Source organism: Streptomyces sp. NPDC096105 (assembly GCF_044763335.1).
GTDB lineage: Bacteria > Actinomycetota > Actinomycetes > Streptomycetales > Streptomycetaceae > Streptomyces.
Genome location: NZ_JBIWGC010000010.1, coordinates 74483 through 100311 on the forward strand (window position 1 = coordinate 74483; position 25829 = coordinate 100311).

The 25829-nt window shown below is 74.1% G+C and carries 26 protein-coding genes and 1 pseudogene; 7 read left to right on the forward strand and 20 right to left on the reverse strand.

What is annotated here, in order from left to right; translation table 11 throughout:
• Positions 1–3 precede the first annotated feature (3 nt).
• Complete coding sequence (locus ACIQ8B_RS17890; protein WP_403547834.1) at positions 4–1692, reverse strand: DUF885 domain-containing protein; 1689 nt, start codon at positions 1690–1692, stop codon at positions 4–6.
• A 32-nt stretch (positions 1693–1724) separates the two neighbouring features.
• Positions 1725–2216 (reverse strand): Lrp/AsnC family transcriptional regulator, encoded by a 492-nt coding sequence (locus ACIQ8B_RS17895; protein WP_403547836.1) that lies wholly within the window; start codon positions 2214–2216, stop codon positions 1725–1727.
• A 60-nt stretch (positions 2217–2276) separates the two neighbouring features.
• Here ACIQ8B_RS17895 and ACIQ8B_RS17900 point away from each other — a divergent pair, with 60 nt between their 5' ends.
• Positions 2277–3464, forward strand: coding sequence for a trans-sulfuration enzyme family protein (locus ACIQ8B_RS17900; protein ID WP_403547839.1), 1188 nt, complete (start codon positions 2277–2279; stop codon positions 3462–3464).
• An 83-nt stretch (positions 3465–3547) separates the two neighbouring features.
• Here the strand turns inward: ACIQ8B_RS17900 and ACIQ8B_RS17905 are convergent, their stop codons facing one another.
• The 6 genes from ACIQ8B_RS17905 to ACIQ8B_RS17930 all read right to left on the reverse strand — a co-directional run bounded on the left by ACIQ8B_RS17905 (position 3548) and on the right by ACIQ8B_RS17930 (position 9624).
• Entirely contained in the window at positions 3548–4801 is a 1254-nt protein-coding gene (locus tag ACIQ8B_RS17905; RefSeq protein ID WP_403547841.1) for a GNAT family N-acetyltransferase, read from the reverse strand.
• A gap of 97 nt (positions 4802–4898) precedes the next feature.
• Positions 4899–6482, reverse strand: coding sequence for an alkaline phosphatase D family protein (locus ACIQ8B_RS17910; RefSeq protein ID WP_403547843.1), 1584 nt, complete (start codon positions 6480–6482; stop codon positions 4899–4901).
• Between the two features lie 161 nt (positions 6483–6643).
• Positions 6644–7474, reverse strand: coding sequence for an alpha/beta fold hydrolase (locus ACIQ8B_RS17915; protein WP_290009145.1), 831 nt, complete (start codon positions 7472–7474; stop codon positions 6644–6646).
• Between the two features lie 313 nt (positions 7475–7787).
• On the reverse strand, positions 7788–8801 hold the full coding sequence (locus ACIQ8B_RS17920; protein ID WP_403547846.1) for a hypothetical protein: 1014 nt from the start codon (positions 8799–8801) through the stop codon (positions 7788–7790).
• On the reverse strand, positions 8798–9376 hold the full coding sequence (locus ACIQ8B_RS17925) for an RNA polymerase sigma factor (RefSeq protein ID WP_403547848.1): 579 nt from the start codon (positions 9374–9376) through the stop codon (positions 8798–8800). Before ACIQ8B_RS17925 ends, ACIQ8B_RS17920 begins: the two co-directional genes overlap by 4 nt.
• Positions 9373–9624, reverse strand: a complete 252-nt coding sequence (locus ACIQ8B_RS17930; RefSeq protein WP_403547850.1) for a hypothetical protein — start codon at positions 9622–9624, stop codon at positions 9373–9375. Before ACIQ8B_RS17930 ends, ACIQ8B_RS17925 begins: the two co-directional genes overlap by 4 nt.
• 548 nt (positions 9625–10172) lie before the next feature.
• On the opposite strand from ACIQ8B_RS17930, the gene ACIQ8B_RS17935 reads away from it, so the two are divergent.
• Positions 10173–10934 carry a GntR family transcriptional regulator gene (locus ACIQ8B_RS17935; protein WP_403547852.1) on the forward strand — a complete coding sequence of 254 codons (762 nt, stop codon included), beginning with the start codon at positions 10173–10175 and terminating at the stop codon, positions 10932–10934.
• 61 nt (positions 10935–10995) lie between these two features.
• Here the strand turns inward: ACIQ8B_RS17935 and ACIQ8B_RS17940 are convergent, their stop codons facing one another.
• From ACIQ8B_RS17940 to ACIQ8B_RS17950, 3 genes are all read right to left on the reverse strand, one after another.
• Complete coding sequence (locus ACIQ8B_RS17940) at positions 10996–12153, reverse strand: ROK family transcriptional regulator (protein WP_290009146.1); 1158 nt, start codon at positions 12151–12153, stop codon at positions 10996–10998.
• A 100-nt stretch (positions 12154–12253) separates the two neighbouring features.
• Positions 12254–12916, reverse strand: coding sequence for a response regulator (locus ACIQ8B_RS17945; RefSeq protein ID WP_403547854.1), 663 nt, complete (start codon positions 12914–12916; stop codon positions 12254–12256).
• A 14-nt stretch (positions 12917–12930) separates the two neighbouring features.
• Complete coding sequence (locus ACIQ8B_RS17950) at positions 12931–14088, reverse strand: sensor histidine kinase (protein ID WP_403547856.1); 1158 nt, start codon at positions 14086–14088, stop codon at positions 12931–12933.
• 107 nt (positions 14089–14195) lie between these two features.
• Between ACIQ8B_RS17950 and ACIQ8B_RS17955 the strand changes: the two genes are divergently transcribed.
• The 3 genes and pseudogenes from ACIQ8B_RS17955 to ACIQ8B_RS17965 all read left to right on the forward strand — a co-directional run.
• Entirely contained in the window at positions 14196–15116 is a 921-nt protein-coding gene (locus ACIQ8B_RS17955; RefSeq protein WP_403547858.1) for an ABC transporter ATP-binding protein, read from the forward strand.
• A 2-nt stretch (positions 15117–15118) separates the two neighbouring features.
• Complete coding sequence (locus ACIQ8B_RS17960; protein WP_403547860.1) at positions 15119–15844, forward strand: ABC transporter permease; 726 nt, start codon at positions 15119–15121, stop codon at positions 15842–15844.
• 56 nt (positions 15845–15900) lie between these two features.
• Positions 15901–16335 (forward strand): annotated as a pseudogene (locus ACIQ8B_RS17965) (hypothetical protein); the annotation flags it as partial.
• Between the two features lie 28 nt (positions 16336–16363).
• Here the strand turns inward: ACIQ8B_RS17965 and mug are convergent.
• The 7 genes from mug to ACIQ8B_RS18000 all read right to left on the reverse strand — a co-directional run bounded on the left by mug (position 16364) and on the right by ACIQ8B_RS18000 (position 23529).
• Positions 16364–16864, reverse strand: coding sequence for a G/U mismatch-specific DNA glycosylase (mug, locus tag ACIQ8B_RS17970; protein WP_106415284.1), 501 nt, complete (start codon positions 16862–16864; stop codon positions 16364–16366).
• Positions 16865–16908: 44 nt separating this feature from the next.
• Complete coding sequence (gene purB / locus ACIQ8B_RS17975) at positions 16909–18351, reverse strand: adenylosuccinate lyase (protein ID WP_403547863.1); 1443 nt, start codon at positions 18349–18351, stop codon at positions 16909–16911.
• Between the two features lie 73 nt (positions 18352–18424).
• Positions 18425–19216, reverse strand: coding sequence for an SGNH/GDSL hydrolase family protein (locus tag ACIQ8B_RS17980; RefSeq protein ID WP_403547865.1), 792 nt, complete (start codon positions 19214–19216; stop codon positions 18425–18427).
• A gap of 141 nt (positions 19217–19357) precedes the next feature.
• Positions 19358–20371 (reverse strand): hemolysin family protein, encoded by a 1014-nt coding sequence (locus ACIQ8B_RS17985; protein ID WP_290009161.1) that lies wholly within the window; start codon positions 20369–20371, stop codon positions 19358–19360.
• On the reverse strand, positions 20368–21750 hold the full coding sequence (locus ACIQ8B_RS17990; RefSeq protein WP_290009163.1) for a hemolysin family protein: 1383 nt from the start codon (positions 21748–21750) through the stop codon (positions 20368–20370). The genes ACIQ8B_RS17985 and ACIQ8B_RS17990 overlap by 4 nt, the downstream gene beginning before the upstream one ends.
• A gap of 156 nt (positions 21751–21906) precedes the next feature.
• Complete coding sequence (locus ACIQ8B_RS17995; RefSeq protein ID WP_403547868.1) at positions 21907–22344, reverse strand: GNAT family N-acetyltransferase; 438 nt, start codon at positions 22342–22344, stop codon at positions 21907–21909.
• A gap of 348 nt (positions 22345–22692) precedes the next feature.
• A complete protein-coding gene (locus ACIQ8B_RS18000; protein WP_403548084.1) occupies positions 22693–23529 on the reverse strand; it encodes an ABC transporter ATP-binding protein in 837 nt (278 codons plus the stop codon).
• A 197-nt stretch (positions 23530–23726) separates the two neighbouring features.
• Between ACIQ8B_RS18000 and ACIQ8B_RS18005 the strand changes: the two genes are divergently transcribed.
• Both ACIQ8B_RS18005 and ACIQ8B_RS18010 read left to right on the forward strand, forming a co-directional pair.
• Complete coding sequence (locus ACIQ8B_RS18005) at positions 23727–23966, forward strand: toxin-antitoxin system HicB family antitoxin (RefSeq protein ID WP_365417180.1); 240 nt, start codon at positions 23727–23729, stop codon at positions 23964–23966.
• A gap of 3 nt (positions 23967–23969) precedes the next feature.
• A complete protein-coding gene (locus ACIQ8B_RS18010; RefSeq protein ID WP_106415291.1) occupies positions 23970–24344 on the forward strand; it encodes a fic family toxin-antitoxin system, toxin component in 375 nt (124 codons plus the stop codon).
• Here the strand turns inward: ACIQ8B_RS18010 and ACIQ8B_RS18015 are convergent, their stop codons facing one another.
• Positions 24345–25043: a class I SAM-dependent methyltransferase gene (locus tag ACIQ8B_RS18015; protein ID WP_403547870.1), complete on the reverse strand. Its 699-nt coding sequence runs from the start codon at positions 25041–25043 to the stop codon at positions 24345–24347.
• Positions 25044–25099: 56 nt separating this feature from the next.
• Complete coding sequence (bioD, locus tag ACIQ8B_RS18020; protein ID WP_403547872.1) at positions 25100–25828, reverse strand: dethiobiotin synthase; 729 nt, start codon at positions 25826–25828, stop codon at positions 25100–25102.
• Position 25829: the final 1 nt, after the last annotated feature.

The following is a 25829-nucleotide window of genomic DNA, read 5'->3' on the forward strand; positions in this document are numbered from 1 at the left end:
GGATCACAGCGCCGCCAGCTCGTCCACCAGGTCGTCCAGGCCCAGCGACCCCTGGGACAGCGCGGCCATGTGCCAGGCCTTGAGGTCGAAGGCGTCGCCGTGCCGCTCGCGGGCCTTCTCCCGGCCCAGCAGCCAGGCCCGCTCGCCGAGCTTGTAGCCGATGGCCTGCCCCGGGATCGTCAGGTAGCGCGTCAGCTCGCTCTCCACGAAGTCCGCCGGGCGGCTGCTGTGCGCGCCGAAGAACTCCTGCGCCAGCTCCGGCGTCCACCGCTCGCCCGGGTGGAACGGCGAGTCCGCGGGGATCTCCAGCTCCAGGTGCATGCCGATGTCGACGATGACCCGGGTCGCCCGCATCATCTGCGCGTCCAGGTACCCGAGCCGCTGTTCCGCGTCCGTGAGGAAGCCCAGCTCGTCCATCAGCCGCTCCGCGTACAGCGCCCAGCCCTCGCAGTTGGCGCTGACCATGCCGACGGTGGACTGGTAGCGGGAGAGGTTCTCCGCCACGTGCACCCACTGCGCCAGCTGGAGGTGATGGCCGGGGACGCCCTCGTGGTACCAGGTGGACACCAGGTCGTACTCCGGGAAGCGGGTCAGCCCCATCGTGGGCAGCCAGGTGCAGCCCGGCCGGGAGAAGTCCTCCGACGGAGGCGTGTAGTACGGCGCCGCCGCGCTGCCCGCCGGGGCGATCCGCGACTCCACCTTCCGCACCCGCTCGGCGAGGTCGAAGTGCGTGCCGTCGAGCGCGTCGATCGCCCGGTCCATCAGACCCTGCAGCCAGTCGCGGACCTCGTCCACGCCCTCGATGTGCCGGCCGTGCTCGTCGAGGTGGGCCAGCGCCACCCACGGGGTCTCCGCCCCCGGCAGGATCCTCTCGGCCTCCTTCTTCATCTCGCCGAGCAGCCGGTGGTACTCGGACCAGCCGTACGCGTACGCCTCATCCAGGTCCAGGTCGGTGCCGTTGTAGTAACGGGACCAGCGGGCGTAGCGCTCCCGGCCCGCCGTGTCCGGCGCGTCCTCGACCGCCGGGGCGTAGACGTCCCGCAGCCAGTCCCGCAGCTGCGCCACGGCCGCGGTCGCCGCGCGGGCGCCCTCGTCCAGCTCCGCGCGCAGCGCCTCCGGACCCGCGGCGGCGAAGTCCTCGAACCAGCCGCGGCCCTCGCCGGTGTCCGCCCACTCGCCGAGCTGCCCGACGAACGTCTCCGTGGGGCGCGGCGCCGCGTACAGCTTGCGCTCCAGGCCCAGCGCCAGGGACTCCCGGTAGCCGGCCAGCGCGGCCGGGACCGCGCGCAGCCGCTCCGCGATCGCCCGCCAGTCCTCCTCGGTCTCCGCCGGGGTCACCGTGAACACCTCGCGCACCGCGTGCGCGACCGTGCCCAGGTTGCCCACCGCGCGCAGGCGCTCGCCGGCCTCGTGCACGGCCAGCTCGGCGGTCAGCCGCTCCCGCAGCAGCCGGGCGCAGCGGCGCTCGACGCCGCTGTCCGCGCCGGGCTGCCGCTCGGCCTCGTCGAGCCGGGCGAGGGTCGCCCTGAGCAGTTCGGCGACCGCCTCCTGACCGGCGGGAGAGAGATCGGGCAACCGGGAGGAACTCTCCTTGACGCCGAGATACGTCCCGGTGATCGGATCGAGGGCGATGAGCTCGTCGACGTAGGCGTCGGCGACCTGACGGGGAAGCGCGCTGTTGGCTGGTGACATGCGGACCATCCTGGTACGGCGGCCGCGGCACGTCACGCGGATTGAGCCGAGGGCGAAGGCGGCATGACCGGCCCGCAGTCCCACTGCTGGAAGATCAGCCGCGTCTCCACCCGCGCCACCTCCCGCCGGGCGGTGAACTCGTCCAGCACCAGCCGCTGCAGGTCCGTCATGCCGGCGACCGCGACATGCACCAGATAGTCGTCGGGGCCGGTCAGATGGAACACCGTCAGCGACTCCGGCAGCGCCCGGATCCGCTCCACGAACGGCCCCACCAGCTCCCGCCGGTGCGGTCTCACCTGCACCGACAGCAACGCCTGCAGGCCCCGGCCGAGCTTGGCCGGGTCCAGTCGCAGACGGTGCCCGAGGATCACGCCGGAGCGCCGCAGGCGGGTCACCCGGTCCAGACAGGTCGACGGTGCGACCCCGACCTGCGCGGCGAGATCCCGGTACGTCGTCCGGGCGTCGTTCTGCAACAGCCGCAGCAGATGGAGATCCACCGGATCCAGTACGACAGATTCGGCCACCGGCCGAACGTAGCACGGGGACCGGCCGCACAGAACCGGCCGGTGTTCACCCTGGGCGCCATGGACAACGGCATGGACACGCGACGCACCACCAGAGCACTCGCCACCGAGGCCGTGCACGCCGGCCGGGACGACCTCGCCGGACTCGGACTGCACGCTCCGCCGATCGACCTGTCCACCACCTACCCCTCGTACGACAGCCGGGCCGAGGCCGCCCGCGTCGACGCCTTCGCCACGACCGGCGCCGAACCCGACGGCCCGCCCGTCTACGGGCGGCTCGGCAACCCCACGGTCGCCCGCTTCGAGACCGCCCTCGCCCGCCTGGAGGGCACCGAGTCGGCGGTCGCCTTCGCCAGCGGCATGGCCGCGCTCAGCGCCGTCCTGCTGGTCCGCGGCTCGATGGGCCTGCGGCACGTCGTCGCCGTACGGCCGCTGTACGGGTGCAGCGACCATCTGCTGACCGCCGGGCTGCTCGGCTCCGAGGTCACCTGGACCGATCCGGCGGGGGTCGCCGACGCGCTCCGTCCGGACACCGGCCTGGTGCTGGTGGAGTCGCCCGCCAACCCCACGCTGGCCGAGATCGACCTGCGGGCGGTCGCCCACGCCTGCGGCTCGGTGCCGCTGCTCGTCGACAACACCTTCGCCACGCCGGTCCTCCAGCGTCCGGCCGAGCACGGGGCGCGGCTGGTGCTGCACAGCGCCACCAAGTACCTCGGCGGGCACGGTGACGTGCTGGCGGGCGTGGTGGCCTGCGACGAGGAGTTCGCCGGGCGGCTGCGGCAGGTGCGGTTCGCCACCGGCGGGGTGCTGCACCCGCTGGCCGGCTACCTGCTGCTGCGCGGCCTGTCGACCCTGCCGGTCCGGGTCGGGGCGGCGTCCGCGAACGCCGCCGAGCTCGCCGCCCGCCTGGCCGCGGACCCGCGCGTGGCCCGGGTGCACTACCCGGCCATCGGCGGCGCGATGGTCTCGTTCGAGGTCCACGGCGACCCGCACGCGGTGATCGCCGGCGTCCGCCTGATCACCCCGGCGGTGAGCCTCGGCAGCGTGGACTCCCTCATCCAGCACCCGGCGTCCATCAGCCACCGCATCGTCGACGCCGACGACCGCAGGGACGCGGGCGTCTCCGACCGCCTGCTGCGCCTCTCGGTCGGCCTGGAGGACGTCGAGGACCTCTGGACCGACCTCGACCAGGCCCTGGGCGCGCCGGCCGGCCGGCCCGCCCGGACGGAGGCCATGGCCCAGGGCTAGGGCCGCTGCCGCGGAGACGGCCCGCGCGGACGGAGGACGGCCCGGCACACAGCGTGTGCCGGGCCGTCCTCCGCCGTCGGGAGTCAGGGGCGGGTGACCCTCTCGCCGGGCGCCGGGGTGCTCTGGGCCGGGGCGGGGTCCAGGCCGGCGGTGATGACCAGGGTGCCCTCCTCGATCTGGTAGTCGAGAGGGAGGCCCAGGCCGCGCATCGCGGCGACCATGCCCGTGTTGGACGCCTGCGTCACGGCGTACACGTGGGCGCAGCCCGCCTCGACCGCCATGTCCACCAGCCGGGACAGCAGCTCCGCGCCGATGCCCCGCCGCTGCCACGCGTCCTCGACGATCAGCGCCACCTCGGTCTCGTCGCCGTCCCACAGCAGATGGCCGAGGGCGACGATGCGGCCGGAGGCGGTCTGCGCGGCGAGCGTGCGGCCGAAGCGCGGGCTGAGCAGGTGGTCGAGGTAGCGGCTCGCGTCGCCCACGGGCCCGTGGTACCGGCGCCGCAGCGTCTCGGTGGAGCACCGCTCGTGCATCTCCCGCGCGGCCTGCAGGTCGGTGGTGTCCGCCCGGCGCACGGAGACGTGACCGCCCTCGGACAGCGCCAGCACGTCACGGCCGCGTGGCAGCCGCGGACCGAGCCGGGCGTCCAGCTCCACCAGCGCCCGGGCACGGGCGAACTCCGTCGGTGTGAACGGCAGGTACGGCCGCTCCGCCGTGATCACACCCCCCTCCGGGTCGCGCAGCCGGATCACGGTGCCCTCCAGGACGCCCTCCGGAGGCACGGCCGCCGCGGTGCCGGCCGCCGCGGCGGGCTGGGAGCGGATCGTGCAGCGCCCCAGCAACTGGCGCAGCACCAGCGGCAGTTCGGACGCGTCGGTCGCGGTGCGGGCGGCCAGCCCGAGCATCCGGGTCGGGCCGTCCACCAGGTCGTGGGCGTCGGCCCGCTCGGTCCAGGTGTCCGTGCCCCCGCCCGCCGCCACCGCCGCGGTGAGATCCGTACCGGCCGGCACGCGCAGCAGGAACTCGTCGACGGTGTGCGCGCCCAGCGGGTGCGTCTGCAGGCTGAGGATGTCGACCCGCCGTTCGGCCAGCGCCGTGCACAGGGTCGCGAGCGCGCCCGGCTCGTCCCGCACGGTCGTCCGCATCCGCCACAGCACGCTCCCGGCCGCCGCCGGCCCGGGGGGCGGCGGAGCGCCGGTATCGTGCGCCGGCGGCGCGTGGCCGTGGCGGCGTGTCCGCCACGCGTGCAGGGCCTCCCCGCAGCGCGCGGCACGGACCAGCGGGTTCCAGCGGCGGGGCGCGCGCCCTCCGGCGCGGTCGTTCGTCACTTCGGACATGTCTCGACTCATGCGGTCACTGTGAAGGAATCGTGTTTCGTGATCACGAACGTACTGTGACTGACGGGTAAAGCGCGCTTCTGTCCGGAATGCAGCGTTACTGACCGACGAGTCCCGGCTGCAGCGTCTTCCTGAACAGCACCGCGCCGTCCATGTCCCGCAGCCGCACGGTCAGTTCGCCGCTGCCGCCGTCGATGTCCACCTCGCCGAAGAACTGGTAGCCCCCGGCGGGGGAGACGTTGGAGGCGGTGGGCGCCTTCACCCACACCCGCTCCGGACCGAATGTCGCGTCCAGCTCCGAGGCCGGGAACGCGCCCGCGTTGAGCGGTCCGGAGACGAACTCCCAGAACGGCTCGAAATCGCCGAACGCCGCCCGCGAGGGCTGGTAGTGCTGCGCCGAGGTGTGGTGCACGTCGGCCGTCAGCCACACCGTGCCGGTGATCCGCCGGTGCTTGACGAACCGCAGCAGTTCGGCGATCTGCAGCTCGCGTCCCAGCGGCGCCCCCGGGTCGCCCTGCGCCACCGCCTCGACGTGCGGGCGCCCCTCGGTGGTGTCGGGCACGATCAGGCCGATCGGCATGTCGGCGGCGATCACCTTCCACACCGCGCGCGACCGCGCCAGTTCCCGCTTCAGCCAGTCCAGTTGCTCCCGGCCCAGGATGCCCTGCGGGTCGGTGGCCTGGTCGCCGGGCGAGTTGGGGTTCCGGTACGTCCGCATGTCCAGCACGAACACGTCGAGCAGCGGACCCTGCCGCAGCACCCGGTACATCCGGCCCTCCCGGGCGCCGGGCCGCGGCGTGGACCCGGGGAAGTACTCGCCGAACGCCCGCCGGGCGCGGGCCGCCAGCACGTCGACGCTCTTCTCGGTGTACCGGGTGTCCGTGTCCGCGATCCGCTGCCCCGGGTACCAGTTGTTGCGCACCTCGTGGTCGTCCCACTGGACGACGGACGGGACGCGGGCGTTGAACCGGCGCAGGTGTTCGTCCAGCAGGTTGTAGCGGAAGTTGCCGCGGAACTCCGCGAGGGTCTCCGCGACCTTGGACTTCTCCTCGGTGGTGATGTTCCGCCAGAGGCTGCCGTCCGGCAGTTCGGCGGTCGCCGCGATGGGACCGTCGGCGTAAACGGTGTCCCCGCTGAACAGGAAGAAGTCCGGGTCGAGCCGGGCCATCGCGTCGAAGATGCGGTAGCCGCCGAACGCCGGGCTGATGCCCCAGCCCTGTCCCGCCAGGTCGCCCGACCACACGAACCGCACCCCGTCCCGGCGCCGGTCCGGCACGGTACGGAAGGCGCCGGCGACCGGCGCGCTCGTACGGCGCGGGTCGTCGGGGTCGGCCAGCAGCACCCGGTAGTGGATCTGCTCGCCCGGGGGCAGCCCGCGCAGCCGGGCGGTGCCGGTGAAGTCGGTGCCGGGACCGACCAACGGGCCGTGCAGGCGGCGGACGGTGCGGAAGGACTCCGTGGCCGAGGTCTCGACGATCATCCGCGCCGGACGGTCCGACCGCACCCACACCAACGCGGAGTCACGGGTGACCTCCCCCGTCTGGACGCCCCACTCGGCCGCCGGACGTCCCGACCGGGCGAAGGCGGGCGCGGAGCCCAGCGCGGGCAGGGCCAGCCCCGCCGAAGCGGCCAGCGAGCCCTTCAGCACGGAACGACGTGCGGGGAACGGACGGTGTGCCATGAATACGCCTCCGGGTCCGGAATCCGGTCAGTGTGCGCCCCCACACCTACGCCAACGCGACGGCACACGCACGAACCGCGGATGAACAACGCCCCTCAGGGGCGCGGGGAACCGCGCGTCAAGCCCACCGGCCCCGCGTCCCGCGCACCCCCGGCACGCCTTCAGCGACTGCCGTCCAGCAGCACCCGCGCCACCAGCGCCGGATCGTCGTTCATCGGCACGTGCCCGCACCCGGGCAGCCGAACCAACCGCGCCCGCGGAATGACCCGCTTCGCGCGCACGCCCTGCCGCGGAATCAGCAGACGGTCCCGCGACCCCCAGGCGACCGTCACCGGCACACCCGGCACATCCTCGGTGAACCGCACGGCGCCGCCCGCCCGCAGGGTGCGGGCGAAACCGGGCGCCTCGGCCAGCGCACGCGTCTCGGCGACCACCGCCTCGGGAGCGCGGCGCCCGGGGCGGGCGTAGATCGTGCTGGTCAGGGCCGCCCGCCCGGCCGCGGACCGGGCCAGGCTCCCGACCAGCCGTTCCGGCATCCGCTCCGCGATCCCGCGCATGGCGGACAGCACGGCGAAGGCGTACGTCCGCTCGGCCTGCGTCCAGAAGCCCGCGGGTGACAGCGCCGTCACCGACCGGACCAGCCGCGCCCGCCCGAGCTCCAGGGCCAGCAGACCGCCGAGGGAGTTGCCGGCGACGTGCGGCCGGTCCAGTTCCAGCGCCTCGCACAGGCCGGCGAGGGCGGCGGTCATGGTGGGCAGGTCGTGGTCGAGGCCGTCGGGCAGGGCGGGCGAGGCGCCGAAGCCCGGCAGGTCCACGGCGATCACCTCGCGCTCGGTGGCCAGGATGTCCACCACCGGGTCCCAGGCCTGCCGGTGATGGCCGATGCCGTGCAGCAGAAGCAGCGGCGCCCCGCGTCCCACGCGCGCGTAGGACAGGGTCACGGCCTGCGGGCCTCGGGGGGAGGTGACCTTGTAGGTGACGGTCGCGGGCATGAGGTGCTCCTCGGTCGGACTCGCGGAACGGATGCGCGGAAGGGACGTCGCGCCCGACGTCGTAGACAGCTTGTCAGCAATTGCTACCGACGGGTAGACCCGCACGCCCGCCGGCCGGGGAGGGCGGCCGGCCCGGATGTAGGTTCCGTTTACAGATGTGGTTGTCCGGCCGTTCCGTCGTCGAGCTGTCGCCTCAGAACGGAAACTCGGGGTTCCGGCAAGAACCCTGTCACCAGCCGCAAACGACGGATCTACTCCGGGACTTCGCTTGCCCTGCAGTGCCTGAACACACCGCGCGCTGACCTGAGACTTCTCATGTCAGATCGGCGAAGTCTCGAACGGTTGTGGTTCCGGACCGGACGATCCAGATTCCGCTTCCAGGCGGCGTCTCGTCCGAGCGGGCTTTGAGGGCTTCGATGTCTACGACCGGGGGCCATTGGGTGCGTTGCGACCAATGCACTCCGCTGAAGTCGATGCCCCTCAGGTCAGTGTCGCGCAGGTCGTCATGGGTGAAGTCGTCCAGGAGCGTGGGCACCGATGCGGCATCGAGTACAGGGGGGTCTTGCCGTAGGACCGAGCCGATGGCCCGGCAAACCTCATTGGTACGGATCTCGATGAAGGCGTCGAGGTCGCGGTCGAGGTCGAGGTCGAGGTCGCGGGCGTGGTCGAGGGCGCGGGCGAGGTCGCGGGCGAGGTCGCGGGCGTGGTCGCGGGCGTGGTCGAGGGCGCGGGCGAGGTCGCAGGCGCGTGCGCGTGCGCGGTCCAGGTCGCGTGCGCGTGCGCGGGCGTGGTCAAGGGCGCGGGCGTGGTCGAGGTCGAGGTCGCGGTCGAGGGCGAGGTCGAGGGCGCGGGCGAGGTCGCAGGCGCGTGCGCGTGCGCGGTCCAGGTCGAGGTCGAGGGGGAGGTCGAGGTCGCGGTCGAGGGCGAGGGCAAGGTCGAGGGCGAGGTCGAGGGGGAGGTCGCGGGCGCGGTCGAGAGTGCGGGCGAGGGCGCGTTGCGCTGCTTTGACGTCCGGGTGCTTGCGTAGGGCCATGCGGTCTGCGGGGCTAAGTGCGGGAAGGAAGTCCCCTGCCCGGGGGTGGCGGTGTGTGCCGGATGTGTCGGAGGAGGCCTGGGGCTGTGGTGGCCATGGGAGGATGCCAGCCAGCCCGGCTTCGGTGTTCAGAACGGTGCCGAGGGCGTTGACGGCGGTGTCGTGGCGGGAATGGATGAGAATTTCCCGCAGGCCGGCTTCGATATCGAGGACGTTGTCCAGGGTGTGCTGGTGCCGGCCGAGCCGATTGCTGACGGCCTGGTCGTCGTAGTCGTGCGTGGGGTGGTCGGTCACTGTCCCTCCTCCCGTGCCTTGATTGCTTCTGCCACAGCGCGGCGGGCTTTGTAGAGGCTGGCGCGTACGGCGTCGTCGCTCATGCCGAGTTGTTCGGCGATGTCGCCGGGGGTGAAGCCGGAAAGGGCCCAGGCCAGAACCTGGCGCTGCCGAGGCGGCAGGCTGCGCAGCAGGGGCAGCAGGTCGTGGCGGGCTTCCCAGGCCGCGATCGCGTCCGGGTCGGCCAGTAGTGACGTCGGCTCCGGGACCTCTTCCACGGGCTGCTCCTCGCAGGATGCGATCCTGCGGAGCAGCGCGCGGGAGGCGACCGTATGCACCCATGCCCGGGGTTGATCGATGCTGTCCCAGCGCTTGTAGGCGGAGAGCATGGTGTCCTGGGCAATGTCCGCCGCGACGTGCACGCTGGCGCCCTGGTTGACCAAGAACCCCACCAAGGAGCGGATCGTGGCGCGGTAGAAGGCGCTGAACGCCTCGTCCTTCGCTTGCCGTAAGTCGTGCCGCAGGTCCGGCTGGTCCCGTGTCGCGGGTGCGACGGCGGGGTGTTCAGGGCCGTCCCCCGGTTGGTGGACACTCACGCTGCCGCATCCTCCTTGTGCCCCTCTGCGCGGGAGATGCTCACCCGCAACCGGTGACCGTCACCGTCCTGGTCGTCGAGCTCCACCCGGCTGCCGGCCACCACCTTCTCCGCGATACCCAGAAGGTAGTCGTGGCGGTACTGCTCACGGCGCGACCGCCAGCACAGGCGCAACCAGAGCCCCCACAACGCGAACGCCTTGGCGCTAATGACCAAGCCGATGGTGATCACGATCGTGGTCGTGTCCATCCCCTGCCTTCCCCTGATGCCGGGTGCGCCCCCGGACCGAGTCTTGTGCAGAGAAGAGGCTGAGAGAACCTTGATCGTGAACTTCAGCCTGCGGGAACTTCCGATACGCAACCCGGCGGAACGGAGTAGACGTAACGCCGTTTGCGGCTGGTGACAGGGTTCTTACCGGCACCCCAACCCACAGGTCAGCCGTCAAGCGATCTGTCGGTGTCGCCTATCCGGGCAAGGACGCCCTAGGAATTCGACAAGTCAGCTGGACGAATCCGCCGACGGACCGTCTGGACAGCCGCCCAGAACCGCAGGTCAGCACGACGCCAGACGACGAGTCAGTTCGGAACCTACACCGGAGGACGCCGTGCGGGACGCGGGGCTGCGCCGGTCCGGCGGCGACCGGTCCGGCGGCGACCGGTCCGCCGTGCGCGCGCCGCGTGGCGCCGATTGGTATTGACCAAGTCCGGTGGCCCCCTTATCGTCGCGTAGAAGTGAAACAACCTTTAATAAACAAGGGCGTCAAAACGCCGCCGGACACGGCGATCGTGGAGGACAGGGTGGGGACCACGCAGCTGGAATCGGTGCCGGAACCGAAGTACTGGCATCTGAAGACCGTGCTCAGCGAGGCGCTGGACTCGGAGTTCGCCGTCGGTGAGATCCTGCCCAACGAGCGCGACCTGGCCGCCCGCTTCGGCGTCGCGCGCGCCACGCTCCGGCAGGCCCTGGAACAGCTCGAACTGGAAGGCAGGCTGCAGCGCCGCCGCGGGGTGGGCACCACCGTCGCCCCGCCGCGCATGGGCGTCTCCGTCGGCAGCGAGCAGCACGCCTGGCCCGGCGGCCCGGACGACGCGTGGCACACCGTGGACTGCCGGTTCGAGGTGCCGCCCGCCGCGCTCGCCGAACGCCTGGTGACCGCCGGCGACGAGGCCGTGCACATCGTGCGGCGTTCCCGCGTCTCCCGCGGCCAGCCCGTCGCGTCCGAGCTGCTGTACATCCCGGCCGCCTCGGTGCCCGACCTCTCCGGCATCGACGCCCCCTCCGGCGCGGCGCGCGCCCGCGCGGTGCTGCGCGAACTGCAGCACCTGACCCTGGAGCGCCAGGAGAACGCCGTGGAGCTCGGCTCGGCCGGCGCGGACGAGGCGAAGGAACTGGACCGCCTGCCCGGCGCCCCCGTCCTCGTCGTGACCACCCGCTACCTCGCCCGCGGCCGCACCGCGGCCCTCTCGGTGGCCACCTACCGCGCGGACACCTGCCGCCTGACCTTCGGCGACTTCGGCGGTGTCGAGATACACCACGGCCCGCAGCGCCAGGCGTCCTGAGCGCCGGGCCTTCCGACGGACCGGCGACGCGCCGCGGGGCCCGCCCCGCGGCGCGCGCCCGTCAGCGGCGGGCCGTCACCGTGCCCTCCACGGCGAAGAGCTGCTCCTCGACATGGTCGAGCGCCAGCCGCACCGCGCCCGTCGCCACCGCCGCCTCGCCCAGCAGCGACAGGGTGACCTCCGGCGGGCGCAGGCAGTAGCGGGCCAGCTCGCGCCGCAGCGGCTCCAGGACCCCGTCCAGCCCGGCCGCCCAGCCCCCGATCACGACCAGTTCCGGGTCGAGCGCCAGCACCAGTGCCGCCACGTCGTGGACCAGCCGCCGGATGAACCGGTCCATCGCCGCCAGGGCCCGCTGGTCGCCCTCGCGGGCCCGCGCGAACACCTGGGCGACGGCCTGCTCGTCCAGCGGGTGCAGCGGCTCGTCCGTGGTGGACAGCAGCGTCTCCGGCGTCGCCTCACGGCCCAGCAGGTGCAGCGCCCCGATCTCGCCGGCCGCCCCGCCGTACCCGCGGTGCAGCCGTCCCCCGATCAGCGAACCGGCCCCCGGGCTCAGCCCGGCCAGCACGAACACCACGTCGTCGCGGCCCTTCGCCGAGCCCTTCCAGTGCTCCGCGACCACCGCCGCGTTCGCGTCGTTCTCCACCAGCACCGGGCAGGTGAAGGAGCGACTGAGCCGCGCGCCGAGGCTCAGCCCCGTCCAGCCGGGCAGCGCCGTTCCCAGCCGCACCGTGCCGTCCGCGTCGACGATCCCCGGCGTGCCCACGCCGACCGCACGCAGCGAGCCGCGCGCCACCCCGGTCCGCCGCAGCAGCTCCGCGACGGCCGTCCGCCCCCGGTCGAGCCGCTCGTCGGCGTCGACCGTCTCGTCCACGTCCCGCACCTCCGCGCCGATCACCCGGCCGTCCAGGTCCGCCAGCAGCGCGGCCACCCGGTGCACACCGATCTCCAGGCCCAGCAGGTGCCCCGCCTCCGCCCGGAAGCGGAACCGCCGCGCCGGGCGGCCCTGACGCCGTGCGGCGCCCTCGTCGGCCGCCGCCTCCACGACCAGGCCCGCCTCGATCAGACCCTCCACGACGCCCTCGACGGTCGGCCGGGACAGCCCCGTCACCCGGGTCACCTCGGTCAGCGTCGCGCAGTCCGTGGCCCGCAACGCGTGCAGCACCACGGCGGAGTTGATCCTCCGCAGCAGCGAGGGATCCCCGCCGGTCAGCCGACCCACCGTCCGTCCTCCCAGCTCGTGCGCGTGTTGGGCGGATCGTACTCGGCGCGGCGCACCCGGGCGACCACCGGGCGGCGCACCCGGTCCCGACGCGGCCCGCTCAGCCCGGCGCCACGAACCCCGACTCGTACGCCGTGATCACCGCCTGCGTCCGGTCCCGCGCCCCCAGCTTCGCCAGCACGGAGCTCACGTGCGATTTCACCGTCTCGGTGCCGACCACGAGCCGCGCGGCGATCTCCGCGTTCGACAGTCCACGCGCCATCAGCCGCAGCACCTCGCCCTCCCGTTCGGTCAGCCGGGCGCGCTCCAGCCCGGCGCGGGCCGCACGGTTCCCGCCGCCGTTGCCGTACTCGGCCGCCAGCTGCCGGACCGAGGCGGGGAACAGCAGCGACTCGCCCTCGGCGATCAGGCGCACCGCGTGCACGATCTCCGCGGGCCGGGCCCGTTTCAGCAGGAACCCGTCGGCCCCGGCGCGCAGCGCCTCGTACACGTACTCGTCGTTCTCGAAGGTGGTCACCACGAGGATCCTCGGCGGGTCGGGCACCGTCCGCAGCAATGCGCGCGTGGCCTCGATGCCGTCCAGCAGCGGCATCCGTACGTCCATGGCGACCACGTCCGGCCGCAACTGCCGCACCAGCGGGATCACCGCGGCCCCGTCGGCGGCCTCCCCGGCGACCTCGATGTCCGGCTGCGCCTCCAGCACGGCCCGGAGCCCGGCGCGCACCAGGGGTTCGTCGTCCACGAGGAGCACTCTGACCGGCATCCGCCCAGCGTAGATCAGCCCAGGGGCAGTTCGACCCGCACCCGCCAGTCGCCGTCGCCGTCCGGGCCGGTGCGCGCCCGGCCGCCCAGCAGCGCCGCCCGCTCCCGTATCCCGCGCAGCCCGCTGCCGCGGCCGGGGGCGGGCCGGTCGTCGGGCAGCGGGTTGCGCACCTCCAGGGTGAGCAGGCCGTCCGCGGCGGCCACCCGGACCCGGGCCGGCACCGCGCCCGCGTGTCTGAGCACGTTGGTCAGCGCCTCCTGGAGGATGCGGTAGCCCTCGCGGGAGACAGGGCCCGGCAGGGTCTCCAGCGGCCCGGTGACCTCGGCGTCGACCGCCGCCCCGGAGGCCCGCGCGGACTCCAGCAGCCGGTCGGCGTCGGTGAGCGTCGGCCGGGCCCTCGTGGGCCGCTCCGACTCGCGCAGCACGCCGAGCACCCGCTCCAGGTCCTCCAGGGCGGCCCGGCCGGTCTCCTCGATGGCCGTCAGGGCGCGTTCGGTGAACTCCGGGCTGGACGCCGCGCGGGCGGCCCCCGCCTGCACGACGGCCACGGTCAGCGCGTGCCCGATGGAGTCGTGCAGCTCGCGCGCGATGCGGGTGCGCTCCAGCAACTGCTCCGTCCGCGCCTCCAGCGCGGCGAGCCGTTCGGCAGGTGAGGGGCCGAGCAGACGGCGCGCGGCGGCCGTGACGAGCGCCCCGATCCCCACGAGCGCCGCGTACAGCAGCACGAGGGGGAGCGGGACGAGCAGGGCGTAGGCCCAGTGGTGCGGGGCGTCCTCCAGCACCGGCACCCCGGCGGGCACCGTGCCGGCGGCCAGTTGTGCCAGGGAGACGGCCAGCAGGGGCAGCCACACCGTGACGATGCCCGTCGCCGTGGACAGGAGGATGCGCACCAGCATCCACAGCGAGGTGCGCGCCCGGTCCTGCCAGCAGGCCGACGGCTCCTCGGAGATCCCCGGGTCCGCCTCGCCGGGGGTGAGCAGCAACCGGGCCTGCACGCCCTCGCCCTTGCGCACCACGGCGACCAGCCCCAGCGGGACCAGCACGAGGGTCGGCGCCCACGGTGTGCTCGGGTGGACGAGGATCCACACGCTGAACGGCAGCGCCGGCACCCACAGGTGCAGCAAGCGGGTGTACGTCACCCCGTTCCGCAGCGGGCGCAGCAAACGGTTCACCGCGCCATCGTGCCAGCGCCCCCGTGGGGCCGCCTCCCCCGCACGGGGGAGACGGTCCCCGCGCCCGGGGGAGGACCGCACCCCCGTGCGGCGGCCACGCTGGGGGCATGACCAGCATCGACGTCCGCGACCTCACCAAGGAGTACGGCACCGGACGAGCCGTCGACGACCTCACCTTCACCGTGCCCCCGGGCCGGGTCACCGGCTTCCTCGGCCCCAACGGCGCCGGCAAGTCCACCACCATGCGCCTGGTGCTCGGCCTGGACCACCCCACCTCCGGCTCGGCCACCCTCGGCGGTCACCCGTACGCGAGCCTGCGCGAACCCCTGCGAAGGGTGGGCGCGTTGCTCGACGCCGGCGCCGCGCACGGGGCCCGCACCGGCCGTGACCATCTGCGCGTCCTGGCGGCGACCCATCGCATCCCGGACCGCCGGGTGGACGAGGTGCTGGAGGAGACCGGGCTGGGCCCGGCGGCCCGCCGCCGGGTGCGGACGTACTCGCTCGGCATGCGGCAGCGGCTCGGCATCGCCGCCGCGCTGCTCGGGGACCCGGAGGTGGTGATGCTCGACGAGCCGTCCAACGGCCTCGACCCGGAGGGCATCGTGTGGATCCGCGGCCTGCTGCGCCGGCTCGCGGACGAGGGGCGGACCGTGCTGGTGTCCAGTCACCTGATGAACGAGACCGCCGTGTTCGCCGACCACCTCGTCGTCCTCGGCCGGGGCCGGCTGCTCGCCGACACCTCCATGCGGGAGTTCATCGACGCGCGCGTGCGGCCCGCCGTGCGGGTGCGCAGCTCCGACCCGGACGCGCTGGAGGGCGCCCTGGCCCGCCACGGCCACCAGGCCGTACGCCACCCCGACGGCCACTGGACCGTGCCCGACGCGCGCGTGGACGACATCGGACGCCTCGCCTCCGCCGAGGGGGTGCCGCTCCTCGAACTCACCGCCGACCAGGGCACGCTGGAGCAGGCCTACCTGGATCTGACCGCCGCCGAGACCGACTTCGCCGCCCAGCCCCAGGAGGCCTGACCGTGCCGTTCACCCCCGTGTTCCGCTCCGAGTGGCTCAAGATCCGCACCGTCCGCTCGCTGCTCGCGACCCTGTTCGTGCTGTTCGCGGTGACCACCGCGTTCTCCGCGCTGGCGGGCATGGACCCCGAGGACCCCGGCGCCGACCCGCTGCTCACCGCCCTGTCCGGCACCACCCTGGGGCAGATCGCCGCCATCGCCTTCGGCTCCCTGGCCGTGTCGGCGGAGTACCGCGAGGGCGCCGCCGTGCGGCTGTCGCTGACGGCGGTGCCGCGTCGCGGCCTGTGGTTCGCCGCCAAGGCGGCCGCCGTCGCCGTCGTCGTCCTGCTGGTGGCCCTGGTGACGTCCCTGGCGGCGCTCCTCGCGGGTCTGGCCGGACTGGGCGACGCCGCCGACGGCCTGAGCACGGCCGACCAGGTCCGCGGCGTGCTCGGCGGCGCCGTCTACCTCACGCTCATGGCCCTGTTCGCGGCCGGACTGGCGACGCTGCTGCGCAGCGGGGTGGCCACCCTGTCGGTGCTGATCCCGTTCATCCTGATCGTGTCCTTCGTGATCGGCGACGCGCTCGGCACCGTGGTCGACTTCATGCCGGACCGCGCCGGCCAGTCGGTGCTGCGCAGCGTGCCCGACGGAACGCTCGGCCCCTGGGCGGGACTCGCCGTCACCGCGTGCTGGACGGCCGCCGCCCTGCTGGCCGGGGCGTGGCGGCTGCGGCGGTACGACGCCTGAGAGGTCACCGGCCGGCCCCGCCGCCACTGCCCGTGGCGGCGGGGCCGGCCGGAGCCGTGGACCTCGCCCGGCACGTCGCCCTCGTCGACGAGCTGTGCTTCCGTCCCTTCCCGGCGGAGCACGGCCCGCCGGACGTCGGCCTCCCGGGACCGGGCCACCACGTCGCCGTGCCGGAGTCCGGCGACCGCCCGGACCTCGGTCCGGCGAGCCGGGCGGCGACGGTGGACCGGTTCGAGAAGGCCCGCGACGCGGTGTACGAACTGCTCGCCTCCCGCCGGGGCGACACCGGTCCGTACCGCCCGCGGACGGTGCGACTGCGCGGGGAGCGGGAGGGGACACCCGAGCCGTGGGCCCGGCCCGGTCACCACGCGGGCGTCGCCCGGCTGCGGGAGGTGCGGGGGACCGGCCGCTGGGCCGCGGTCGCGCTCGCCGACCGGGAGGCGGGCGACGCGGTGCGGTCGCCGGCCGTGGTCACGCAGACGGCCTCGCCCCGGGGGGCGGCCCCTCCCCGAGGGGCCGTCACTCCTGCTCCGCCGCCTCCCGCAGCCGCGCGAACTCCTCCGCGAGCGTCGTCGGCGTCCAGTGCGCGTTCAGCCCGCTGGGGTTGGGCAGCACCCACACCCGGGACTCGCCGATCGTCCGCGTCTGCGGCCCGACCTTCGCCGTGCGGTCGTCGAACGCCACGCGGTACGCGGTCACGCCCAGCACGGCCAGCCAGCGCGGACGCAGCCGGGCCACCTTCACCGCGAGCTCCCGCCCGCCCTCCCGGTACTCCTCGGCGGTCAGCTCGTCGGCCCGCGCGGTCGCCCGCGCCACCACGTTGGTGATGCCGAGCCCGTACGACAGCAGCTCGTGCTGCTCCGACGGCGGCAGCTGTCGCGGGGTGAAACCGGAGCGGTGCAGGGCGGGCCAGAAGCGGTTGCCGGGGCGGGCGAAGTGGTGGCCCGTCGCGGCCGTCATCAGGCCCGGGTTGATGCCGCAGAACAGCACCCGCAGACCGTCCGCGACCAGGTCCGGCACGAGACGGTCGCGGGCGGCCTCCAGCTCCTCCCGGGTGAAGCGCCTCAGAGGATCGCCCCGGGGGTGTAGCCGGCGGCCTCCGGGTGCTGCTTCACGATCTCCTCGATCCGGGCGACCACGGTGGCGACCTGATCGCTCGCGGCGCCGGTGAAGGACAGCTTGTCCGCCATCAGCGCCTCAAGACCGGCGCGGTCCAACGGCAGCCGCTCGTCGGCGGCGAGCTTGTCGAGCAGGTCGTTGCGCTCGGCACCCTGCTCCCGCATGGCGAGCGCGGTGGCCACGGCGTTCTCCTTGATCGCCTCGTGGGCGGCTTCACGGCCGACACCCGCGCGGACCGCGCCCATGAGCACCTTGGTGGTGGCGAGGAACGGCAGGTAGCGGTCCAGCTCGCGGGCCACGACCGCCGGGAAGGCGCCGAACTCGTCGAGCACGGTCAGGAACGTCTCCAGCAGGCCGTCGAGCGCGAAGAAGGCGTCCGGCAGCGCGACCCGGCGCACCACCGAGCAGGACACGTCGCCCTCGTTCCACTGGTCGCCCGCCAGCTCACCGGTCATCGAGGCGTAGCCGCGCAGGACGACCATCAGGCCGTTGACCCGCTCGCAGGAGCGCGTGTTCATCTTGTGCGGCATCGCGGACGAGCCGACCTGGCCGGGCTTGAAGCCCTCGGTGACCAGCTCGTGCCCCGCCATCAGCCGGATCGTCTTCGCCAGCGAGGACGGCGCGGCGGCCAGCTGCACCAGCGCGGTGACGACCTCGTAGTCCAGGGAACGCGGGTAGACCTGGCCGACGCTGGTGAACGCCTGGGAGAAGCCCAGGTGGCCGGCGACCCGCCGCTCCAGCTCGGCCAGCTTGGCGGCGTCCCCGCCGAGCAGGTCCAGCATGTCCTGCGCGGTGCCGACCGGGCCCTTGACGCCGCGCAGCGGGTAGCGGCCCAGCAGCTCCTCCAGCCGCCCGTACGCCACCAGCAGCTCGTCGGCGGCGGTCGCGAACCGCTTGCCGAGGGTGGTGGCCTGCGCGGCCACGTTGTGCGAGCGGCCGGCCATGACCAGCTCGCCGTACTCCCCGGCGAGCTTGCCGAGGCGGGCCAGCACGGCCACCGTGCGGTCCCGCATCAGCTCCAGCGACAGCCGGACCTGCAGCTGCTCGACGTTCTCGGTGAGGTCGCGGGAGGTCATGCCCTTGTGCACGTGCTCATGCCCGGCGAGGTCGTTGAACTCCTCGATCCGCGCCTTCACGTCGTGGCGGGTGACCTTCTCGCGCTCGGCGACCGAGGCCAGGTCGACGGTGTCGAGGACGCGCTCGTAGTCGGCGATCGCCGCGTCGGGCACCTCGATCCCGAGGTCCTTCTGGGCCCGCAGCACGGCGAGCCAGAGCTGCCGCTCGAGCCTCACCTTCTGCTCGGGCGACCAGAGCGTGGCGAGCTCGGCGGAGGCGTAGCGTCCGGCGAGGACGTTCGGGATACGGGGCTTGGCGGGCGCAGCAGTCACGTACAGGGAGTCTACTGGCGATTCGTGCAGGCCCGCGCCGCGGGGTGACCTGGAGGAACGTACGAGGGAGCGGCTACGCCGTCTCGTACGGCAGCAGCTCCGGGCGCTTGGGCGGCAGGCCGTCGCCCGAGGAGCGGCCGGTGAGCCGGCGGCCGATCCACGGCAGCAGGTGCTGCCGGGCGAACCGGGCGTCCGCGACCCGCCGCGCCACCCAGTGCGGCGGCAGCGTCGCCTCCGGGGGCAGATGCCACTCGGGGTCCTCCGCCGGGTAGCCGAGCGTCTGCCACACCGCCTCCGCGACCCTGCGGTGCCCCTCGGCGGTCAGGTGCAGCCGGTCCACGTCCCACAGCCGGGGGTCGCCCAGAGCGGGCGCCGCGTACAGGTCGACCACCAGCGCGTCGTGCCGCGCGGCGAGCTCGTCGATGCAGGCGAACAGCGCCTCCATGCGGGGGCGGAAGCGCTCCAGCACGGGTCCGCGGCGGCCGGGGCTGCGCATGAGGACGAGCCGCTTGCAGTTCGGGGCCAGCCGCTCGACGGCCTCGGTGAGCAGGTCCCGTACCCGCCCCATGTCGCACTTGGGGCGCAGGGTGTCGTTGAGGCCGCCGACCAGGGTGATCACGTCGGCCCCCATGGCGGCCGCCCGGTCCACCTGCTCGTCGACGATCTGCTGGATCAGCTTGCCGCGCACCGCGAGGTTGGCGTACCGGAAACCGGGTGCCGCGGCCGCCATCCGGGCGGCGAGCAGGTCCGCCCAGCCGCGGTAGGTGCCGTCGGGCAGCAGGTCCGACATGCCTTCGGTGAAGGAGTCGCCCAGAGCGACGAGGCTGGTGTGGGCGGGGACGCTGGGAGTGGGGTTCGTCTGCATGGCGACAGGAATGGTAGCCCCTGGCACATACCCGTTGGTCGGTCGCCTTGCCGGCCGCGGGAGAGGCCGGCTCCCACACGTCCGGAAGAACCCGGCTCCCTCGCGCCCGGAAGGCCGGCTTCCCGCGTCCGGGGGAACCGCTCAGGTCCGCTGCCCGAACAGCTCCCGCAGCACGTCCTCCATCGTCACCAGCCCCGCCAGCCGCCCGTCCGTCCCGAGCACGGCCGCCAGATGCGCCCGGCTGCCCCGCATCGCGGTGAGCACGTCGTCCATCGGCGTGTTCTCCCGGATCCGGGCGATGGGCCGCATGTCCCGCAGCCGGAACGGCATGTCCCGCGGCGAGGCGTCCAAAGCGTCCTTGACGTGCAGATAGCCGACGATCCGCCGTTGCTCGTCCACCACCGGGAACCGCGAGAAACCGGACTCCGCCGCGAGCCGCTCCAGCTCCTCCGGCGTGACGCCCAGGCGCGCGTAGACCACCCGCTCCAGCGGCATCACCACGTCCCGCACCGGACGACGGCCCAGCTCCAGCGCGTCGTTGAGCCGCTCACGGGCCCGGTCGTCGATCAGGCCCGCCTCGCCGGAGTCCTTCACGATCTGCGCCAGCTCGGCGTCCGAGAAGGACGCGGCCACCTCGTCCCGCGTCTCCACCCGCAACAGCCTCAGCAGCGTGTTCGCGAAGGCGTTCACGGTGAAGATCACCGGGCGCAGCGCGCGGGACAGCGCCACCAGCGGCGGACCCAGCATCAGCGCGCTGCGCACCGGCTCCGCGAGCGCGATGTTCTTCGGCACCATCTCCCCGAGCAGCATGTGCAGGTACGTGGCGAGGGTCAGCGCGATCACGAAGGACACCGCGTGCCCGGCACCCTCGGGGAAGCCCACCGCGTGGAACACCGGTTCCAGCAGATGGGCGATGGCCGGCTCGGCGACGATGCCGAGGACCAGGGTGCACAGCGTGATGCCCAGCTGCGCGGCCGCCAGCAGCTGGGACACGTGCTCCAGGCCCCACAGCACCCGCTTGGCGCGCCGGTCGCCCTCGTCGGCGTACGGCTCGATCTGGCTGCGGCGCACCGAGATCAGGGCGAACTCCGCGCCGACGAAGAAGGCGTTGGCGACCAGGGTGGCCAGGCCGATCAGCAGTTGCACGGCGGTCATCGGCGGGCCCCCGGGTCGTCGTGGACGCCGGCGGACGCGGATCCGTCACCGTCCGGCCGTGCGGTCCGGGCGTCGTCGCGGGGCGCGCGCAGCAGCACGCGCGCCGCGCGGCGGCCGGAGGCGTCCGCGACCTCCAGCCGCCAGCCGGCCACCTCGAGGGAGTCTCCGGCCTCCGGGATCCGGCCCAGCTCGGCGGCCACCAGGCCGGCCAGCGTCTCGTACGGCCCCTCGGGGGCGCGCAGCCCGGCCCGCGCCAGCTGGTCCAGGCGCGCGGAGCCGTCGGCGGAGAACAGCTCGCGGCCCGCCTCGTCGGTGCCGGTGCGGGCCAGGTCGGGCGTCTCGTGCGGGTCGTGCTCGTCGATGACCTCGCCGACGACCTCCTCCACGATGTCCTCCAGGGTGGCCACCCCCGCCGTGCCGCCGTACTCGTCGATGACGACCGCCATGGTGCGGCGGCCGGACAGCCGGTCCAGCAGCCGGTCGACGGTGAGCGACCCGGGCACCAGCAGCGGTTCGCGCATCAGCTCCGACACGGGCACCTCGGGGCGGCGCCCGGCGGGCAGCGCGAGCACGTCCTTGACGTGCGCCGTGCCGACGACCGAGTCCAGCGTCCCGCGGTAGACGGGGAACCGGGACAGCCCGGTCGCCCGGGTCGCGTTCGCCACGTCCTCGCAGGTCGCGCTCTCCTCCAGGGCGATGACCTGGACGCGGGGCGTCATCACGTTCTCCGCGGTCAGGCCGGCGAGGTTCAGTGTGCGGACGAACAGCTCCGCGGTGTCCGGCTCCAGGGCGCCCTCCTTGGCGGAGTGCCGGGCCAGCGCGGCCAGCTCCTGCGGGCTGCGCGCGGACTCCAGCTCCTCGGCCGGCTCCAGTCCGATGCGGCGCACCATCCGGTTGGCCGAGTTGTTCAGATGGGTGATGAACGGGCGGAACGCGGCGCTGAACCAGCGCTGCGCGTTGCCCGCCCGCTTGGCAATCGCCAGCGGCGAGGAGATCGCCCAGTTCTTCGGCACCAGCTCGCCGACCACCATCAGGAACACCGTCGACAGGCCCGTGCCGATCACCAGCGCCAGCGAGCGCGCCACGGAGCCGGAGACGCCGATGTCCCGCAGCGGGCCCGTGATCAACGCGGCGATCGACGGCTCGGCCAGCATGCCGACCACCAGGTTGGTGACGGTGATGCCGAGCTGAGCCCCGGAGAGCTGGAAGGTCAGGCTGCGGACGGCCTTGAGCGCGCCGGCCGCGCCGCGCTCGCCGCGCTCCACCGCCCGCTCCAGGTCGGAGCGCTCGACCGTGGTCAGGGAGAACTCGGCGGCCACGAACACCCCGCACAGGAGCGACAGCAGGATCGCCGCCAGCAGGAGGAGCACTTCGGTCATCGGGTCACCTCCGTGCCATCGTCGGACAGGACGGGATCGGACGCGCGATGTCGGCAACCGGAGGCGGGCCCACGGGCGGAGACACAACCTTTCATGGAGGACCGAGTGGCCCTCACCGGGCAAAGGATGGGCAAAGTCCGGCCGGCGGACCGTGGATCACCCGGTCAGGGGCTTCACCCAGCGCCGCCACCGTTCCTCCGCCGCATACCCCGCCGCGGCCCACGCATGATGGGCGGTCTCGTTGCGCTGCAGCACCATCGCGTCAGCGCGGCGCCCGCCGAGCGTCACGAACCGCTCCTCGGCGGCGGCCAGCAGCGCCGTGGCGATCCCCCGGCGGCGGTGCTCCGGGTGCACCGCCAGGCGGTACAGGTGGCAGCGCCACCCGTCGAAGCCCGCGATCACCGTGCCGACCAGCTCGCCGTCCCGCTCGGCGAGGATCAGCGCCCCGGGGTCGCGGGCGACCAGCCGCTCCACGCCGCCCCGGTCGTCGCTGATGCTCGTGCCCTCGGCGGACGTCTTCCAGAAGGCCAGCACCGCGTCGAGGTCGTCGGGGCCGGCGGCCCGGGTCCGCAGTGCGCTCGGCAGTTCACTCATACGCCCGATCCCAGCACGGCGGACCGGCCGTGAGCACGGAGTCCCACGATGCGGACCGGCCGCGCGAAGGGCCCGCGCGCGTGGCGCACTCATGGGCGACGGCCTCCCGCACGTTCGTCCGCGACGCCCGCGGCGCCGGGTGATCTCCGGCGGGAACGGCATGAAGGCGGCGTTCCGGATCACGCAGCCCGCGCCCGGCGTCTTGTCGGCCTGCTCGTCGGGGGGCCGCGACATCGGGGGACCGCGACATCGGGGCGCCGGCCACCGGCGCCCCGCCGGCCGGGGCCGGCCCGGCCGTCAGCGTGGCGGGTGCGCGAGGAAGCGTGCGGGGTGGCCTTCAGCGAGGCGTCAGTCCTCCTCGCCGCCCGGCGACGCGACACCGCCACCGGACGCGCCCGGCTCCGTCGCCGCGCGCACGACGTCGAACCGCTTCATCCGTTCCAGGACCGACTCCGCCGTGGGCCGTCGCATCTCGTCCACGATGCGGCCGTCCGCCAGGAACAGGACCAGGTCGGAGTGGGCGGCGGCGCCGGGGTCGTGGGTGACCATGACCACCGTCTGGCCGAGCCGGTCCACCGCCTCCCGCAGGAAGCCCAGCACCTCGAGGCCGGCCCGCGAGTCGAGGTTGCCGGTCGGCTCGTCGGCGAAGATCAGCTCGGGCCGGGAGGCCAGGGCGCGCGCGCAGGCCACCCGCTGCTGCTGGCCGCCCGACAGTTGCGCGGGCCGGTGCTTCAGCCGGTCGCGCAGACCGAGCGTGTCGATGACCCGGTCCAGCCACTCCTCGTCGGGCTTCCGTCCGGCGATGCCCATGGGCAGGGTGATGTTCTCCCGCGCGTTCAGCGTGGGGATCAGGTTGAACGACTGGAACATGAACCCGACGCGGTCCCGCCGCAGCCGGGTCAGCTCACGGTCCCTCAGCCCGGTGATCTCGGTGTCGCCGAGCCACACCTGGCCGGCCGAGACGGTGTCCAGCCCTGCCAGACAGTGCATCAGCGTGGACTTCCCGGAGCCCGACGGCCCCATCACGGCGGTGAAGCGCCCGCGTGCGATGTCCACGTCCACCGAGTCGAGGGCGATCACCGCCGTCTCGCCCGAGCCGTACGCCTTGGTCAGGCCGCGGGCGCGGGCCGCGGTTCCGTCGGCCGACGCGAGGCCCGGGGCGTGCTCCGCAGCGGGTGTGGACAAGGCCGCCTCCTCGGTGTGGACAACCGGGTCGAGCATGTCGCGCCGACGGTAAGGCCGCCCGGTGCGCCCGGGACATCCCCCGTGAGTGCCGGACCGTCTCCGCCCCAGGTCTGGTCCCGGACTCCGATGTAAGGGACACGTGAGCTCGCGCGCCGGCTCCCTTGCCGCTGCTAGCGTCGCGGCGCTAGCTTCGAGGTATGGCGAAGACTCAGCTGAACGTGCGCGTGGACGAGGGCACCGCCCGCGCGGCCCGGGAGCGTGCCCTGGCGCGAGGCATCAGCGTCAACCGCTACATCGAGGAGCTGGTCCGGCAGGACACCGGCGAGTCCGGACGCGCCTTCGTCGAGGCCGCCGCCGACTTCATGAAGCAGTACGAGAGCGTCTTCGCCGAGGAGTTCGGCAGGGACCGCGAGGGCGTGCGCGAAGGTCACCGCTGACCCTTGGACCACGTACGCATCGACCTCGCCTGGCTGCTCATGCTCGCCGAGCGGCAGACCCCCGGCGACCCCCAGGTCACCGACTGGGGCGCCCTCGTCGCCGCCGTCGCCCGTCATGACGCCGAGATATTCGACGTCCCCGTCTACGACACCCCGCACAGCCGCGCCGCCGCGCTGCTCCAACTGCTGATCCACGTCCCCGCGCTGGAGCGCTCCAACGCGCTCTTCGCCTCCGCCGTCGCGTACGCCTACCTGGTCGCCAGCGGGCTGAAGGTCGTCACCTCGCCCGAACAGGTGCGCGACCTGGCTCGCCTGGTCAAGACGGGAGACGCGGACGTCGACGCCATCGCGGCCGAACTGCGCCGCTGGTGCGCCTGATCACCCGCCCTCGGCCCTCGCGTCGGCGAGGGGCCGCCACGCGGTGCCGACGACGCAGAACGACTGCGGCAGCGCGGGCCCGTTCCCGGGGATCGTCATGCGCCGGTAGGGGCCCAGTTCGAAGCCCGCCTCGCGCAGCGCCCCGACCGGCTCGCGGGACAGATGGCAGCCGCCCGCCAGCGGCGGCCACACCGTGCGGTCCAGCGCCCGCTGGGTCGCGCGCATGACCCGCCCGCCGCCCGCGCCGTGCTCGAAGAACCGCACCTCGCCACCGGGCCGCAGCACGCGCCGCACCTCCGCGAGCGCCCGCCGCACGTCCCGCACGCTGCACAGCACCAGCGACAGCACCGCCGCGTCGAACGCCTCGCTCTTGACGGGCAGCGCCTCCGCCACCCCGGGCGCCACGTCCACCGGCATCCCCGCCCGCAGCGCCGCCTCCACGGCCAGCGCGCGCAGCGCCCGCTCCGGCTCCATGGCGACGACCTCCGAGACGGTGCCCGGGTAATGGGCGAAGTTCAGGCCGTTGCCCGCGCCGACCTCGATCACCCGCCCGGACAGGCCGCGGAGCAGCCCGCGCCGTACGTCCGCCATCCCGCGGCTCTCGGCGGCGGCGCTGCAGCGGGCGTACCAGCGGGCGAAGACCGGGTGGTGCACGGGATCCCGCACCGCCTGCGCGGAGCGGGGGGACCGCACCTGCATCGGGACCTCCCCGGGTCGGGCCTACGGCGATTCTCCCCGTCGGCCCGCCCGGCGAATCACCGTGTGCGGGCCGGCGCCTCGCGCGTGTGGAACGCCTCCGCGTCCCAGGTGCCCTCGAGCCGGGGCGCGAGCCAGTGCGGGGCGGCCGCCCGGAAGGCGGCCGGGTCCAGGCGTCCCGCGCCCTCGGGGACGGCGCCCAGCAGCGGGACGCCGGTGACGTCCGGCAGGTCCAGCAGGTTGCAGCGCTCCGCCAGACCGGGGTCCGCCGGCCAGCTTCCGATCACCACCCCCACCGGCTCCAGCCCGCGCCCGCGCAGTTCCCGCACCGTCAGCTCCGTGACGTTGAGGGTGCCCAGTGCGGCGGACGCCACCACCAGGACCGGCGCGCGCAGCAGGGCCGCCGCGTCCGCCAGCGTCCCGCCGGCCGCGTCGAACCGGACCAGCAGGCCGCCCGCGCCCTCCACCAGCACCAGGTCGTGCTCGGTGGCCAGCTTGGCGGCTCCTTCGGCGATCTCGTGCGGGTGCACGGGCGCCCGGCCCGCCCGGCGGGCCGCCGTGCCGGGCGCCAGCGGCTCGGGATAGCGGGCCAGCTCGGCCGGTGTGACCGGCCCGGCGAGCCGCGCGGCCTCCGCCGCGTCCCCGGGCTCGTCCGGGCCCACGCCCGTCTGCGCGGCCTTGAGCACCGCCACCGAACGGCCGCCCGCCAGCGCCGTCGCGGCGACCGCGGCCGTCACCACGGTCTTGCCCACCTCGGTGTTCGTGCCCGTCACCACCAGTACCGGCATG

Coding starts and splice junctions, on each gene's coding strand:
- ACIQ8B_RS17910 (WP_403547843.1), bottom strand. CDS start 6,482: ATGGCACACCGTCCGTTCCCCGCACGTCGTTCCGTGCTGAAGGGCTCG.
- ACIQ8B_RS17945 (WP_403547854.1), bottom strand. CDS start 12,916: ATGCCGGTCAGAGTGCTCCTCGTGGACGACGAACCCCTGGTGCGCGCC.
- ACIQ8B_RS17930 (WP_403547850.1), bottom strand. CDS start 9,624: ATGGACACGACCACGATCGTGATCACCATCGGCTTGGTCATTAGCGCC.
- ACIQ8B_RS17900 (WP_403547839.1), top strand. CDS start 2,277: ATGGACAACGGCATGGACACGCGACGCACCACCAGAGCACTCGCCACC.
- ACIQ8B_RS18015 (WP_403547870.1), bottom strand. CDS start 25,043: ATGCAGGTGCGGTCCCCCCGCTCCGCGCAGGCGGTGCGGGATCCCGTG.
- ACIQ8B_RS17990 (WP_290009163.1), bottom strand. CDS start 21,750: ATGACCGAAGTGCTCCTCCTGCTGGCGGCGATCCTGCTGTCGCTCCTG.
- bioD (WP_403547872.1), bottom strand. CDS start 25,828: ATGCCGGTACTGGTGGTGACGGGCACGAACACCGAGGTGGGCAAGACC.
- ACIQ8B_RS17890 (WP_403547834.1), bottom strand. CDS start 1,692: ATGTCACCAGCCAACAGCGCGCTTCCCCGTCAGGTCGCCGACGCCTAC.
- ACIQ8B_RS17905 (WP_403547841.1), bottom strand. CDS start 4,801: ATGTCCGAAGTGACGAACGACCGCGCCGGAGGGCGCGCGCCCCGCCGC.
- ACIQ8B_RS17995 (WP_403547868.1), bottom strand. CDS start 22,344: ATGAGTGAACTGCCGAGCGCACTGCGGACCCGGGCCGCCGGCCCCGAC.
- ACIQ8B_RS17985 (WP_290009161.1), bottom strand. CDS start 20,371: ATGACCGCCGTGCAACTGCTGATCGGCCTGGCCACCCTGGTCGCCAAC.
- ACIQ8B_RS17915 (WP_290009145.1), bottom strand. CDS start 7,474: ATGCCCGCGACCGTCACCTACAAGGTCACCTCCCCCCGAGGCCCGCAG.
- ACIQ8B_RS17980 (WP_403547865.1), bottom strand. CDS start 19,216: ATGCAGACGAACCCCACTCCCAGCGTCCCCGCCCACACCAGCCTCGTC.
- ACIQ8B_RS17955 (WP_403547858.1), top strand. CDS start 14,196: ATGACCAGCATCGACGTCCGCGACCTCACCAAGGAGTACGGCACCGGA.
- ACIQ8B_RS18005 (WP_365417180.1), top strand. CDS start 23,727: ATGGCGAAGACTCAGCTGAACGTGCGCGTGGACGAGGGCACCGCCCGC.